General features: G+C 56.0%; 13 protein-coding genes. All 13 read right to left on the bottom strand.

From position 1 onward, the window contains the following. Positions 1-327, bottom strand: a 327-nt coding sequence (locus EB241_RS17925; RefSeq protein ID WP_233592646.1) for a contractile injection system protein, VgrG/Pvc8 family, incomplete at its 3' end; no start/stop codon positions are given. A gap of 447 nt (positions 328-774) precedes the next feature. After that, positions 775-1,251 carry a hypothetical protein gene (locus EB241_RS17920; protein WP_124234457.1) on the bottom strand — a complete coding sequence of 159 codons (477 nt, stop codon included), beginning with the start codon at positions 1,249-1,251 and terminating at the stop codon, positions 775-777. Positions 1,252-1,277: 26 nt separating this feature from the next. Beyond that, entirely contained in the window at positions 1,278-1,679 is a 402-nt protein-coding gene (locus EB241_RS17915) for a hypothetical protein (RefSeq protein WP_233592645.1), read from the bottom strand. Between the two features lie 84 nt (positions 1,680-1,763). Next, complete coding sequence (gene tri1 / locus EB241_RS17910; RefSeq protein ID WP_124234455.1) at positions 1,764-2,858, bottom strand: ADP-ribosylarginine hydrolase Tri1; 1,095 nt, start codon at positions 2,856-2,858, stop codon at positions 1,764-1,766. A 557-nt stretch (positions 2,859-3,415) separates the two neighbouring features. Further along, a complete protein-coding gene (locus EB241_RS17905) occupies positions 3,416-4,906 on the bottom strand; it encodes a serine/threonine protein kinase (RefSeq protein ID WP_124234454.1) in 1,491 nt (496 codons plus the stop codon). Between the two features lie 29 nt (positions 4,907-4,935). Next, positions 4,936-7,551, bottom strand: coding sequence for a type VI secretion system ATPase TssH (gene tssH, locus EB241_RS17900; protein WP_124234453.1), 2,616 nt, complete (start codon positions 7,549-7,551; stop codon positions 4,936-4,938). Positions 7,552-7,690: 139 nt separating this feature from the next. After that, positions 7,691-8,047 (bottom strand): hypothetical protein, encoded by a 357-nt coding sequence (locus EB241_RS17895; protein ID WP_124234452.1) that lies wholly within the window; start codon positions 8,045-8,047, stop codon positions 7,691-7,693. A gap of 1 nt (position 8,048) precedes the next feature. Further along, positions 8,049-8,804 carry a DUF4225 domain-containing protein gene (locus EB241_RS17890; protein ID WP_124234451.1) on the bottom strand — a complete coding sequence of 252 codons (756 nt, stop codon included), beginning with the start codon at positions 8,802-8,804 and terminating at the stop codon, positions 8,049-8,051. Between the two features lie 197 nt (positions 8,805-9,001). Continuing rightward, positions 9,002-10,063 carry a type VI secretion system baseplate subunit TssG gene (gene tssG / locus EB241_RS17885; protein WP_124234450.1) on the bottom strand — a complete coding sequence of 354 codons (1,062 nt, stop codon included), beginning with the start codon at positions 10,061-10,063 and terminating at the stop codon, positions 9,002-9,004. Continuing rightward, positions 10,060-11,937: a type VI secretion system baseplate subunit TssF gene (gene tssF, locus EB241_RS17880; RefSeq protein WP_124234449.1), complete on the bottom strand. Its 1,878-nt coding sequence runs from the start codon at positions 11,935-11,937 to the stop codon at positions 10,060-10,062. Before tssF ends, tssG begins: the two co-directional genes overlap by 4 nt. 2 nt (positions 11,938-11,939) lie before the next feature. Continuing rightward, on the bottom strand, positions 11,940-12,515 hold the full coding sequence (tssE, locus tag EB241_RS17875; protein ID WP_124234448.1) for a type VI secretion system baseplate subunit TssE: 576 nt from the start codon (positions 12,513-12,515) through the stop codon (positions 11,940-11,942). Beyond that, positions 12,508-13,332, bottom strand: a complete 825-nt coding sequence (locus tag EB241_RS17870; protein ID WP_124234447.1) for a type VI secretion system accessory protein TagJ — start codon at positions 13,330-13,332, stop codon at positions 12,508-12,510. The genes tssE and EB241_RS17870 overlap by 8 nt, the downstream gene beginning before the upstream one ends. A gap of 26 nt (positions 13,333-13,358) precedes the next feature. Further along, positions 13,359-14,411, bottom strand: coding sequence for a hypothetical protein (locus EB241_RS17865; RefSeq protein WP_124234446.1), 1,053 nt, complete (start codon positions 14,409-14,411; stop codon positions 13,359-13,361). Between the last annotated feature and the right edge of the window lie 12 nt (positions 14,412-14,423).

Genomic DNA, 14,423 nt, shown 5'->3' with positions numbered 1-14,423 from the left:
GATTCGCAGGTTGCGGTCGCGTTTCATCGGCCACACGTCCGGCTCCATCACCAGGCTGTATACCGCGTAGCGCGTGCCGTTCAGCTCCTGGCTGTGCACCCCCACCCGGGTGATTTTACCGTTAAGCCAGCGCGTGCCGCCCAACAGCCCCTGTGTCGGAATGGCCACGCTGATGGGCTGGCCCAGCAGGGCTTTGCGGTCGATACGCGCGTCGCTGCCCAGCAGCTGTACGGTGAGTTCAAAGGCGTCGGAGAGCTTTTCGCTGCCGTTCAGTTTCCAGAACAGCAGGCCATCCACGGGCAGATGTACGGTGATACGTGAGAACATGATGTTTTTCCCGAACTGGCTGCACCGGCAGGAATGTGCCTGCCGGAAAGAGTAAAAATAATTTTACGAATCAGGTTACTACAGGGACTTAGCCCGGCGGTGATCCGCCATATGACCGTATAAAAATACGGACTTCGTGTATGCTACGGTTTATTCGTTCGGCTCCCCTTTCGGGGCCGCCCTGAAGGGCGTTCAAATGCCAGCCTTCGTCTCTGCACTGTCCGTGTCCAGACCTGCCAGCGAAAATGATGCCCGCCAGCAGCAGGTGCCAGGTTGCTTTGACACAGCGTTTTTTAGCTTCGCTGGCCCCGAAAGACCAAATCAGGCGGCAATAGAAAATAATCCGGTGATCTTACTGAGATAAGTGATTCAGGTGGCTGAATGCAGCAAAAGTCCATACGCAGACCGCGCGCTCAGCGGCATTATTCCTGACGGTTAATAACGGAATTAACTTTCGGCCGCCGTGGCGATACTCAGCCATTTTTCTTCTTCCCCGGAATGAAACGGGTTTCCCTCAGCATTATAGATTTCAATAGATCCAGGTAATACCGATTCTCTGGTCATATATCCTTTTTCCTCGGCCTGGTCCTTTTCAAGATGGTTAACGGCATCACTTTTCACCCGGAGCACTCTGCATTGTATTCCCCCACCATGATGCCTGGTGTATTTGTCATAAAACGCTTCCGCGCCATTTTCCTGAAAAAAATAAATATGATTAGAGGTCACCTGTTCCTCGATGGCGTACTCGAACTCGGTTATTTTCCTGGCAAATCTGCATAACGGATGCCCTGAATCGCCACGATACATTTCCTCTGCCAGTGTTCGTTTAAGATTTCTGTTTTTCAGATCGCTTGCGGGAGGTTTTGCTCCTGCAATCGCCGGGAAGGATTTTTTATAAAAGTCCTGTTCGATATCTCTTAACATTTCATAGGCACGATCCCGTTCTGTATTTACATCAAACGAGACAGCATCAGGCGCATAGTGCTTATTTTTATCTGTTCAGGGCTATAACCGCGTCCTATGCCATAGGAAACAGATGAGGTCAGTTTGGATTGCGCTTTTTTCTCAATACTTTTTTCACGTTCAGCGGCAAAGGTTCCCTCGCGCTGGGCAACCGATGCCCCCGATAATTTTGCAGCCGGCATCAGACCTTGCGTTTTGATATTATCAAATGCCACGCGCTTTTTAGTAATATGTAAATGTAATCGACCATTGGGTATCACCCTCTCAGTTATAATATTAAGTGTATTCCACGTCAGCAGAATAATTATTCCCTTCTGATGTGGCCGGTCTTTAATAATTTTCCCGCCCAATGTCGAATCACTTATCGGGCGATAGTGGCGGCGTACCATAAAAAAATCCAACGGAGAATAGCGGTGGCCGATGAGGTCAATGACAATCCATCACCGATATAATTTGTCCTGCCGCGCAATATTTCATTCATGCAATGGCGCGCGCTTAAACAGCTCTTCGGCCAGAGTGACGATTCGGGATCCTTCAGCCAGCCTGTTGCGCCATGCCAACGGGATGCCTGAATAGCCATACAACGCCCCGGCAATTTGTCCGGCAGTGGCCGCCACACTGTCGGCATCGTCAGCAAGGTTAGCGGCAAGCAGGACTGCATCACGGAAGTTATCGGTGTGCCACACCGCCCACATGGCAGCTTCCAGCATGTCAATGACGTAGCCGCTTGAGCGGATCTGCTCCCGGCTTTTATGCTGATACTCCCCTGCGTTAATCAGCGCCGTGCGGGCGTTGAACGGGCAAAGATGCGGCGATAACGCACGCTGTTTATCCGCACCGTTCAGCAATTGGTGTAGTATCAGCCCCAGTAAGCGGCTGGCATCAAGCGATTCAACCGCACCATGCGTCGCCCGCCCCTGCTGTTGTGCATCGTGCAACGTGTGTAACAGCGAGTGACGCCGGAAGATAACCGCCGGTGCCAGACGAATGATGGCGGCGTTACCGGCAGTGCCGGGATCGGTATTACCAAACCACTCCGCACCCTGTGAGAGAAACTGTTCCAGTGCAAAGCGTGTCGCTCCCCCGATATCGAAACAGACCCCTGTGACGCTGTTCACGCCGTGTCGATACCAGTTCACCATGCGATTACGGAAATCCGTCAGATCCAGGCAGTCTTTGTAGAGATAAGTTTCCGCCAGGCAAAGCGCCATGGTGGTATCGTCGGTCCAGTCGCCCGGACGCAGGGCGAAAGGCCCGCCCCCAACCATATCGGTGACGACGTGCTGGTCGCGCGGGAGAAACTCCAGCGTGGTGCCTACCGCATCGCCAACTGCAAGCCCCACCAAAGCCCCTTTGGCCCGGTCGCGCAAAGTTTCCCGATCGGCAAACGGTGGCGTTGATTGCAGCCAGGCCGGTAGGGGTATTTCACCTGTAAGCCAGGGCTGGTAATCCAGCCGGAAATTTTCCAGACTGATAGCCTGCGCCGTAAATTCAGTCGGAAAATGCCGGGAGTAATTATCACGAACGTAGTGTTCGAGCGTGGCGGTTTGCGTTCGGAGATCGATCATAGTCTTTTCTGGTTATTGTCGTGGTAAACCTGTCTGGATGAAATTAGCAGGCAGTGGCTGAAATCATTGCGTTAATAAGAAATGATGCAAACGGTCACTCACCTTTTTCATAACTTAACGACCAAACAGCCAAATACTTTGTAACGCCAGCAGATGCCATATATATCGATAAACTGGGGAAAGTAATATAACCGCAGATTTATCGCATGCCATCTGCTTTTATCTCAGTGCCGAACATTATATCCGTTACAACGTGCAGTGAGTTAAAGACCAAAATGTAAATATTAAAACCGAAGGCTTTCAGCCTTGATGCAACGACAGATGTGGCATCATTGACACAATCCGGGGCCGTATAAATATTTTTTACTCCCCCCCAGAAATATGTCTTTTTCACGTTGTTGCCATTCAGCCGGTGTGTGCCGCATAACAGCCCCTGCGTCGGGACAGCCACACTGCCGTTCAGTTTCCAGAACCGTACTTTATCTGTCGGCAGCGGGACGATGATGTCCCGAACTGACTGCAACGGCAGAATATGCCTGCCGGTTGGTTAAAAAAGATTAACCCTGTGGGTTGAGCAACCACACACCTTCACGATCGACGGTAATATTCTGGTCACGGGTGTGGCCATCATTGCTGATGCTGAAGCGGTAATCACCCGGTGCCAGCTGCAACATGGCAAAGCCATTTGGTGCAGGTACCAACGCCTGTGGGCTGCCGTTCATCGCTACCCGATCGCCGGGTTGCAGGCGAATATACACCTGGGCAATCGGTGCCGGGGGCGGTGGCGCGGACGGTTTTGCAGGTTCATTACTTTGTGCCGTTGCCGCGTCAGAAGCAGCCACGTTGGTACTGGCGGTTTCTGCTGGCGGTGGCGACCTTGTGGCCGTCGGCTGCCCGGACGCTGAAGATGTTGTTTCCGCCGGGGCTGTCGATGCACTTTGCGCCTGGGTATCGCTGCTGCCCCCGGCAATCATCGCGCCAACGCCAATGCCCACCAGCACCCCGGCGGCAATCAGTCCCGGCATCAGAAAACGCTTCGCGGGGGTGGCCGGCGGCGTGCTGGCGGTGGCGGCGGCAGGTTCAGGCTCCACCGGCACCAGCATGGTACCCGGCCCGCTGACATTCACTTCGTGGCTCGCATTGATATCGGTCGGTGGCAGTTCCATCAATGCCGCCAGTTGATCAACGGTCTGAGGTCGGTCTTCCGGTTGCAGTTGCAACGCCCGGTCGATGGCATGAAGCAGCGGCAGCGAGTAGCCCGCCGGACGCAGTTTAGCCAGCGGCTGATAGTTATCCTCGATGCTGCGCACCACACTTACCGGCGGAGGCGATCCGACAATCAGCGTATGCAGCACCGCTCCCAGAGCATAAATATCGGTCCAGGTTCCCTGCTCACTCTCGTTATCATCGCTGTACTGCTCTATCGGTGCAAAACCCGGCTTGAGCATGGTTTCCGTTTCGTCAGAGAGGTTGCCAATCGCCTTACGGGCAGAGCCAAAGTCCAGCAGCACCGGCACGCCATTTTCCTGGATCTGGATATTATCCAGCGAGATATCGCGGTGCAGATAACCTTCCTGGTGGATGGTGTTGATGGCACCGAACAGCGGCGGCAGCAGGCAACGGATCCACGCTTCGCTGATCATCTCCGGGCGGGTGAGATGCAGCTGTGACAGCGTAGTACCGGTATAGAACGCGGTGCCCATGTAGGCGGTATCGTTCTGCACCCAGAAGCGCAAAACGTGCAGCAGGTTAGGATGATTGAAACGGGCCAGCAGCCGCGCTTCCTGAATAAAACTGTTCAGTCCGGCGTGAAACGTTTTGCTGAAGCGTTCACTTCGCAGCACCAGGGTAAGATCGTCACTGCGTACCGCCAGTGAGGTCGGCATAAATTCTTTAATGGCGATGGTACGCTCAAGCTGGTGATCCCAGGCGCGGTAAACGATACCAAAGCCGCCTCCGCCAATCACTTCCTTGATTTCAAACTCGTTAAAGCGGTAGCCCACCGGCAAAGCGTTAGGGATCGTCCGCGGAGTATCTTGTTCTGACATAGTTGATAACTCTCTGATGGTTAAGGGCTTCACGCCTCAAACTGACACTGGAATTCACCCTGTTGTAGGGTGACACGCAGGCGACGATACTGCTCATCGCGCGCGCTGGCACTGAGCAACATCTGGCTCATTTGCGGTAGCAGGGTATTGGTAAGAATCGCGTCGACCATACGGCCACCGGATTCCACTTCGGTGCAACGCTGGACGATCTGCGTAATCACGCTGTCGTCCACCTCGGAAACAATACCGTGATTTTGCTCCAGGCGGAGCTGAATACGTTTCAACTGTAGGCGGACAATGCTGGCCAGCATCTCGTCACTCAGCGGATAGTATGGCACCACCAGCAGACGGCCCAGCAGGGCGGGCGGGAATACTTCCAGCAACGGTGGACGCAACGCGGTGGCTAATGCCTCCGGTTCCGGTATCAGTTCAGGATCGGCACACATGGCGCTGATTAGCTGTGTACCGACGTTAGAGGTCAGGATAATCAGCGTGTTGCGAAAATCAATGTGCCGTCCTTCGCCGTCTTCCATCCAGCCTTTGTCGAACACCTGGAAAAAGATTTCATGCACATCCGGGTGCGCCTTTTCAATTTCGTCGAGCAGTACCACGCTGTAGGGACGGCGACGCACCGCTTCGGTCAGCACGCCACCCTCGCCGTAGCCGACATAGCCCGGCGGCGCCCCCTTCAGCGTGGAAACGGTATGCGCCTCCTGGAACTCGCTCATATTAATGGTGATAATATTCTGTTCACCGCCGTACAGCGTTTCCGCCAGCGCCAGCGCCGTTTCGGTTTTACCCACGCCGGAAGGGCCGCAGAGCATAAAGACGCCCACCGGTTTGTTGGGATCGTCAAGACGCGCACGGGAGGTACGGACACGTTTGGCGATCAGATCCAGCCCATGGCGCTGACCAATGACACGTTCATTGAGCGTGTCGGCCAGTTTCAGCACCGCGTCGATCTCATTCTTCACCATGCGTCCCAGCGGGATACCGGTCCAGTCAGACACCACCGCCGCCACCACGTTGGCATCCACCGCGGCAAAGAGTAGCGGCGCGTCGCCCTGCAATACTTTCAGCTGCTGCTGCCGCTCAGTAAGCTGTTGGTGGAGAGCGGCCATGTCCTGTGCGTCGTCGTCGTGCAGTCCGGCGCGCAGGGCGATAATCTCATCCACCAGCCCACGCTCTGCCTGCCAGCGATCGCTCAGTTGAGCGCGCAGGACAGCCAGTTCAGCAAGCTGCTGGTCGAGTTTCTCCACGCGGGCAGGATCGCCAATCGCCACTTTCGCTTCACGCCCGGCGATCTCTTTTTCGATTTCCAGCGCGTGGATGCGGTGCTGACAGTCTTCCAGCTGCGGCGGCTGTGCGCTCTGGCTGACCGCCACGCGGGCGCAGGCGGTATCCAGCAACGCAACGGCTTTATCCGGCAGCTGACGGGCCGGAATATAGCGGTGCGACAGCTTCACGGCGGCGGCCACCGCCTCATCCAGCAGCAGCACCCGATGGTGTTTTTCCAGCGGGCTGACGGTGCTCCGCAGCATCAGCAGTGCTTTTTCCTCGTCCGGCTCTGCGACCTGTACGGTCTGGAAACGGCGCGTCAGGGCAGGATCTTTCTCAATGTATTTTTTGTACTCCGCCCAGGTGGTAGCCCCGATGGTGCGGAGCTGACCGCGCGCCAGCGCGGGCTTGAGCAGGTTGGCCGCGTCCCCGGTGCCCTGTTGCCCCCCGGCGCCCACCAGCGTGTGGATTTCATCAATAAACAGAATGATCGGCGTCGGGCTGGACTGTACTTCATTGATCAACGCCTGAAGACGCGCCTCAAATTCACCTTTCATGCCCGCGCCGGCCTGCAACATGCCGATATCCAGCAGCCACAGCTGTACATCCTGTAGCGGCTGCGGCACATCGCCTGCCGCCAGACGCAGGGCCAGCCCTTCGACCACCGCCGTTTTGCCCACGCCCGCCTCACCGGTCAGCAACGGGTTGTTCTGCCGACGACGCATCAGAATATCCACCATCTGACGGATTTCTTCGTCGCGCCCTGCCACCGGGTCAATTTTCCCTTCACGCGCCCGCGCGGTGAGATCCTGGGCATATTGCGCCAGCGTGCCTTTCTGTTGCGGTACGGCCATATTCGCGTCAGCCGGTGCAGACGTCACCTGCTGGGCTTCTTTGCTGTTGGCCAGCACGCTGTCAAACTGTTCAAGCAGCGTATCGGTGTTGATGCGGCTGAACTGGGCAGAGATGCCTTTCAGCAGGTTGGCGAGGTTGAAGGTTTTCAACATGCCGATCAACAGATGGCCGCCACGGATTTGCTGCACGCCAAACTTCAGCGAGCCATAAACCCAGGCGCGTTCCACGGCGCTGTCAATGTGTTCTGACAAATCGGATACCGCACTGGCACCCCGCGGCAGACGATCCAGCGCGGCGGTAATATCTTTCGTCAGCGCATCTTCATCCAGTGAAAAATAGCGGATCAGCTGTTGCAAATCACCATCCTGATGCTGCATAAGCTGATGCAGCCAGTGCACCAGCTCAACATAAGGGTTGCCACGCAGTTTACAAAACGCGGTAGCACTTTCCAGCGAGGTAAATAACAGCGTATCCAGTTTGCCGAATAACACGGCACGGCTGATCTCTGACATGGTTTTTCTCAGTGGTAGTGATGCTGTTGATAAAAGGGGATGAACCCATCAGCCGGGTGTATTTCTGGCTGGCAGGTTCAGAGCCGGAGGGACTCGTGTTTAATTAAAGGTGAAACGGTTCAGGCTTTGCAGGGTGGTATTAGCGTTTACTGTTTTCTTCCGTCTTTTTTTTCTTTGTGGTGATGCTTTTCCAGTCAGCCATAAACAGCGCGTAGACAAGAAAAAATGCGATGGCAGAGAAACGAATGGTTGCTTCATCATGCCATACGGGATAATTAAAAAAGCGATAAAAAGCATCCACCCCATTTGCTGCAAGACAATACTGAAGTGTGCCAGCCATCAAAATTATTATGGTTTTTAGCCTGTACCTGTGGCGGAAATGCAGAAACTTTTCTGAACTCAGCAAATATAAAGGAATAAGCACCAGTATTGAGATAATAAAATAGCCCAGCGTCACCAGCCAGCTGCTGTCGGTTATGGTTACTTCGCTGTACATGCTATTTTCTCCCTGAAAACCAGATATCTGTCGATGTGCTTATGTCTGCTGACATCTCGACGATAAGAGGAACCGGCCCCATTTCCTGCCAACCCCGAATATAGTCAGTATTAATATGCCTAAACAGACGAAAGGTATCCGCTCTTAATACCGGCCTTGTTAAGCCATAGCCGGACAAAGCAATATCAACAACGTTGAAAGCCATATCCGCCTGGTTCTCGCTGTATCCCAGTCGATGGGCTATTGCGCGATAAGCCTGTCGCGTATAGCCAAACTTATCCTTACGGTAAAGCAGATAGTAACCATTTTCATAAACATTATTGATACCGTGTACCGCCAGCGGCAGACCATATCCAGCACAAAAGCTTCCCAGAGAAGCGGCACAAATGCCAAAACCGCCAAAAACCTGTGCGCCACCACCGACAAATCCAACCTGTTTAAGCGTCAGCTTTACCTGCCGATCGAGACGCTGCTTCTCCACCGCCGCATAGGACACCATTCTGCCGGTCATCAGCTGAAACTGTTGCTGGCGCAGGTAAGCCGTCTCTTCATTCAGCGTTTTGATCGCGCCGCTTAGCGACATACAGTGGATATCCACCTCGCGGGTGACGTGATTGATTAATGCGTTTATCTCCCTGAAGAATGCGCTACGCGCCTCGCCTGAAGAAAGATAAACCAGCCCGGTTTCGTTACTGACCCCGTTCAGCTGCCTCACCGCGTTCTGCAGTTCTGCCTTTCTGCTCGTTACTGAAAACATGACACCTCCCTGTTATGTTTATATAAAACAACGCATTATATCCCAATGCGTTCTGCCGGTTCCGGGCTGGAGATCAACTCTTTACGCAGTTGCGCAACTGACCCCGTTCAGCTGTCTCACCGCGTTGTTCAGTTCTTCCTTTCTGCTCGTTACTGTCAACATCACATCGCCCGGTTATATGCATATAAAACAACGCATTATATCCCAATACGTTCTGCCGGTTCCGGGCTGAAGATCAAATCACTCCTGGGCTGGACGCTGGTCTGATTTCCCAACCAGCTGCTGTAGCCCAGCCGGGCAGGACCGCCCAGCGTCACGCCTTTGACTTCTTCTGCCGCCAGCGTCAGACGAACATCCCAGACAAACTCAATGCCAAGATACTGCCGTACCCAGTCGCGCAACTGTACGGCCCAGGCCTGGCCCGGCAGAAAACGACTGTAGGTAGTCAGCGACAGCGGTCCCAGCTCAATACGAAACTTATGCTGTACATCCCGCACCGCCACGCCAAGAAACGTCGATTCACCGAGCCTTGGCATACGTCTTCCTGCCCCCAGCCGTGCGCGCTCCCGCGTATCAACCGGCTGCCAGTGCGGCATGTTTTCCGTCAGCGTGACCGGCACCTTAAAGTAATGACAGAGGATCTTCTGCAATCCTTCCGCGTCGCGTCCGTGACGGCTCAGATGCCCCGCCACCGCATAACGGGCATGATCGCTCAGGCTGCCTTTTTCCAGCTGACCGGGCTGGCCCATACCGATCAGGCTGGCGAGATAGCGTTCAACGTGACGATTATCTTCCCTGTCGAGCGAGACGGTCGGCTGGGCATCGGCCCAGGCGCGGTAAAACAGCAGCGTCAGCCGGTGATGAAACAGATCGGCAAAGGCGGTAAAGCTGTGGTCCTGATGGTGATAAACCCGTTCGCGGGCATATTCGGTCAGGTGCGTGGGCAACGGGCCATTGGGACCAAACAGGCCAAAACTGGTGATGGTTATTTCATGCAGCGGACTGTTTTCACGGGGTGCCGCGTGAGCCAGCGTGGCGGGCGCGAAGGCCAGCGACGGTTCCTGGCCAATACGCAGCGGCTCATGGCGCGGTAACGGCGCACGGCCCAGCGGGTAGCGCTCGCCACCCTGTGCATCCAGCCGCCGCAGCAGCTGGAACAGATCGTAACGCCACGGTGTCTGCGTTACGCCCTGCCAGAAGCGATCGGGCAGGCGCGTCAGCGCACGGATGGTCAGACTTTGTGCCGTCTCTTCGCTCATATCAGCGCCCTTTTCCCCATCCGTGGCTGCCAGTAACCCACCTCGCCGCGCTGCTGGCTGGTCAGCGTCATTTCTGTAAAGGCGTTCATCGCCACCAGTCGTGAAAATACCCGCTCCAGCACGCTGCCCAACAGCCACGGGCTGGAGCCGGAGAACGCCTGCTCATCGACGTTCAGCTCAATGCCGATACCGCGGGCAAACACAATCGGCCCCGGTTCAGGTACGCGACGGTAAACCGGCTTCAGCTGACAGTGACGGATACCGTCAATCTGCCTTGCCACCGGCGCATCGGCCAGATTGGCATACAGTCCCAGTAGCTGACGCAACGCCGATGCGCCCTGACCATCATCGCTGTCCATCAGACTGAGATAGTTCATTTGCAGGTGGCTGACCAGTCGCCAGGTGGTCAGTCCTTCCGCCAGGGCCGGACGCGGTGGCGTAGGCCCTTTGCGCAGGGTGAGCTGGCCAACCGGAATGGAATCAGACATCAGGAAATTACCCTGGTCCTGTTGCAACAGCATCAGTGGCAGATCGCGGCTGGTACACATCACCTCGGCCGTCAGGTGACGCAGATCGTTATTCCACGGTGAATGACGTTCATCCACCAGCGAGAGGAAAACCTCTGAGCCGATATAGCCGGTGCGTGTGCCAAAGCGCTGTGCATGTTCTGACAGGGTGCGCTGTTCACGGCGCAGTGAGAAATACGCGCCGTAATCTCCCTCGTCGCGGCTGAAGGTGCTCCAGAACGGACGAAAAATCTGCTCGCCCTGCCCCTTGTCGCCGCTGGCAAAGAGTTTCTGTACCGAGTAGATTTCATAATCCAGCGGACGGATGTTATCCACCACCAGATGGTATTCATGGACGCTGTTACTGATTTTTTGCCGCTCGGCGGTTTTCGGAAACAGATTAATGACCGGCGTGCAGTGCAGCGCCAGATGGCTTTTATCAATCACCCGCTCCAGCGCCGCATCGGCTTTATCCAGCAGCAGCACGATTTCGAAGGCTTTTACGCCCGGCGCACATCTGGCCGCCAGTCCGCTCAGCTGGCTGACACTGACAAACTGGAAGCGGGCCGGGAAGGCAAAGTATTCCTGCAACAGGCGGTAACCATCAAAGTTGCGCAGGTCGTCCGGCAACATCGCCTGATCTGCCGCGAATCCTTCCTGCTTCAGGGCATCGTCGTCCAGCACCATCCGCTGAGGACGGGCTTCGACGGTCTGGCAGAAACTGCCCACCGTGTGCTGCATCATCAGCTCCAGCAATTTCTGAGCCTGAATATCCGGGCCGCTGAGAAAGAACATCAGCTGTTCAAGATTGAGGTGATTCAGCACCACATCATGAAAGCATTCAAGACGAATGCGCAGCGCGCTGACCGCGCCCCGCTGGCCAAGGCCCAACGGGCCAAGCGGAATATCCGCCGGGACGCCGCCCAGCTCGACATGGGTAATGCGCAGCGGCTGCAACATCACGTCGTGCGCGGTGGTGTAGCTACAGGTGACGCCGCTTTTCTTCAGCGTCTGGCTGTCCATCATGGTGCCACGCGGCACCAGAAAGCCGCCGCTGATATCCCCTTTTTTGCTGTCCGGGTGCAGTTCAGCAATGGCCATTGAGGGCGTCGGAGCGAGGTAATTAGGTGCGATCATCTCCAGCAGACGCTGGGAGAAACGCGGAAATTCCGCATCCATTTTCAGCTGTACGCGGGAGGTCAGAAACGCGAAGCCTTCCATCAGCCGCTCGATATACGGGTCGGCCACGTCAATGCCACGCATCCCCAGGCGTCCGGCGACTTTCGGGTAGCGCCCGGCAAACTCCGCCCCCATTTCTCGCAGGTAAGCCAGTTCGCGGTTGTAATAATCGAGCAGTTTGCTGTCCATAATTACCCTACATCTTTCAGCTCAAAGTGGCCGTTTTCCAGGTCCAGCTCGGTGCGGAACATGAACTCCAGCGGATAAGGCACGCACCACAGACGCCCCTTTATTTCAATCGATAACACGTTGTGCAGATTCAGCGAACCGGTATCCGACACACAGCGCACCTGAAGTCCGGCTGGCAGGATGCGCGGTTCAAAATGCAGGATCGAGTTGGTCAACTTGCGCTGAATATCCTGCCATTCAATATCCGACATGCGCTGACCGGCCAGCGGTGCAACGCCAAAGTTGTAAACAGAGCGCTGTACGTGGCTGAAGGGCTGTAAATCCTGTTGCGCTTCGTTGTTAATACAGTTGAACAACCACTGCAAATCACGCAGTACGTTACGACGCAACGCACTGTGGGAGATCACCGTGTTGCTGACCGCCTCCTGCTGTTTGTCCGGGGCGTTATCGGTCAGCCGATCCAGCAGTGAGGGCTGCATTTTGTCGCGGACGTTCAGCGCGTCCTGCCTGTTGCGGTAACGAAAGCCACCGCGTAGCAGATCGCTCCCCTGATGCGACGGGTCAACATCGTTACTCATGGGCGGCTTCCGCGAAAGTCAGCACGTCCAGGCTCAACAGTGGGAACTCTGCTTCATCACCCAGCCAGGTTTTCTGGCCGTGACCGGTGAACTGCTCACCTTCGTCATCCAGCGCTGTCCATTCGGTGACGCTGCCCAGCCTGAATCGGTCTGCCGCATCGCTGGCGAACGGATAACGCACCGGCAGCTGGCAAACCTGTTCACTGCCGTCGATCAGTCTGACCAGCGTGTGACGCCAGACCAGATCGGTGACGCTGGCCGGTGGCTGAAAACGCAGCTCGCTGATGGCCGCAAAAGGCAGCCAGGTGTAATGACCGTTGACGATAAGTTCACAGACCGGACCGAGGCGACCATCGCCATCCATCAGCCACGCCACCGTCTGTTCCTGCTCTGTCTTTTCCTGTTTCACCTGGCCCGGATTCACCACCGCTGCCTCAAAGGCTCCTGCCCGCAGGACGGCGGCGCTGTCATGTTCACCGGCCACATCCGCCCGAAGGGCGTTAAGCAGATTTTCCGCCCAGCTGAACGCCTCGCCCGGCATACGCGGCTGCCCCTGACCGGCAAAGACATCAGCTCGCTGTATTTCGCCCTGGACCGCCTGCTCCAGCAGGGTCACGGTCGGCTTTGCCTGCGGCTTCAGTGCCAACCATGACTTCAGTTGCGTCAGCGCCCGCGTCCAGTTGCCCGCCAGACACAACAGCTGGACAAAGGTCGCACGCAGGTCGGCATCGGCCGGACGGCTTTTGATCTCATTTTCCACCCGGCTCAGCGTTTCCACCAGGGAGGTCCCGGACATCAGTTGGTTAAGAGAGTACACAGGCTTTCCTTATTACGGTCGGTGAACTAGTTAAGGGTGCGGAATGAACCGGCAGCCGGATCTTTCAGTTGTGGATGCAGCGCCTCCACCAGACGGATCGACAGGCTGTCTTTATCAAGCAGATATGGCGACCAGACCTTGCGTACCTCGTCGAGACGGGCTTTTAAGACGCTTTCGTCACTGGCTTCCTGCTGGCTTATCTGCACCACCACCGTGCCGTTGGCCTGCCAGCCGTTCAGCTGGGGGGCATAAGGTACAACCATCCAGCTCTGGGGGGATTTCTCGTCGGCAAGTACCATCCGTTGATTGTTCACCGTGGTGATCTGTACCTCGGCACCCGTTGCCTTGCTGCTCAGTCCTGAAACCGGGAAGCCCTCCATGAAAACGACCGACAGGTTTTTGCTGGTGTCTTTCCCCATGCGGGTTATCTGACTTTCACCCGTCAGCCAGCCATCACTGCCACAGGTGACACCGCCTTTCGCCGGTACAAACAGGGCGCGGGTCTGATCGCTGTTGTACCACCAGGTACGGAAATGGCAACCGTCCATCAGACTGAACTGGGTCCAGGGCGTGGTGTCGGCTGGCGGCGAGAGATCTTCCGGTTTCACCACCGGGGCCGCCTGAGTCGGTACGCCGGACGCTGAAGCCGCCGGGGGTTGGCCGACGCCGTTGCCCGTGGTGGCCCCCCCGGTCGGCATCTGGGTCGCCTGGCTTACCGGGGCAGCGACCGGTTCCACCTTCACTGCCCATGCCTGTGCTTTACCTGCGCTACCCTGAGCCAGCGAGTTGCCGCTACTGTCGTTCATTTGCCAGCGGATGACGTTCAGCGTTTTACACTGTTTTTCCAGTACGCTCCCGACACGCGGCAGGAAATTTTTCAGCACAGCTGGGTTTTTATTGCCGGTTGCCACAATACGCAGTGGCAGTTCTGGCCCACACCAGCTGGCCGGTGAATTGTTTTTGATGTTATCGATCCAGATGTCCAGTTTCAGCGAGGGAGATGAAACCACACGGTAATCCTGCGCCCAGGCACTGGACGCGACAAGCAGTGAGAGCGCACCTGATAGCCAATATTTCATAGAAGTCCTTGA

Source organism: Erwinia psidii (assembly GCF_003846135.1).
In the GTDB taxonomy this organism is placed as follows: domain Bacteria; phylum Pseudomonadota; class Gammaproteobacteria; order Enterobacterales; family Enterobacteriaceae; genus Erwinia; species Erwinia psidii.
This window is presented reverse-complemented; position numbering and strand designations above follow the sequence as displayed.

Excerpts from the sequence above, each read along its gene's own strand:
- EB241_RS17920 (WP_124234457.1), bottom strand. The coding sequence starts at position 1,251 with ATGTTAAGAGATATCGAACAGGACTTTTATAAAAAATCCTTCCCGGCG.
- EB241_RS17915 (WP_233592645.1), bottom strand. The coding sequence starts at position 1,679 with ATGGTACGCCGCCACTATCGCCCGATAAGTGATTCGACATTGGGCGGG.
- tri1 (WP_124234455.1), bottom strand. The coding sequence starts at position 2,858 with ATGATCGATCTCCGAACGCAAACCGCCACGCTCGAACACTACGTTCGT.
- EB241_RS17905 (WP_124234454.1), bottom strand. The coding sequence starts at position 4,906 with ATGTCAGAACAAGATACTCCGCGGACGATCCCTAACGCTTTGCCGGTG.
- tssH (WP_124234453.1), bottom strand. The coding sequence starts at position 7,551 with ATGTCAGAGATCAGCCGTGCCGTGTTATTCGGCAAACTGGATACGCTG.
- EB241_RS17895 (WP_124234452.1), bottom strand. The coding sequence starts at position 8,047 with ATGTACAGCGAAGTAACCATAACCGACAGCAGCTGGCTGGTGACGCTG.
- EB241_RS17890 (WP_124234451.1), bottom strand. The coding sequence starts at position 8,804 with ATGTTTTCAGTAACGAGCAGAAAGGCAGAACTGCAGAACGCGGTGAGG.
- tssG (WP_124234450.1), bottom strand. The coding sequence starts at position 10,063 with ATGAGCGAAGAGACGGCACAAAGTCTGACCATCCGTGCGCTGACGCGC.
- tssF (WP_124234449.1), bottom strand. The coding sequence starts at position 11,937 with ATGGACAGCAAACTGCTCGATTATTACAACCGCGAACTGGCTTACCTG.
- tssE (WP_124234448.1), bottom strand. The coding sequence starts at position 12,515 with ATGAGTAACGATGTTGACCCGTCGCATCAGGGGAGCGATCTGCTACGC.
- EB241_RS17865 (WP_124234446.1), bottom strand. The coding sequence starts at position 14,411 with ATGAAATATTGGCTATCAGGTGCGCTCTCACTGCTTGTCGCGTCCAGT.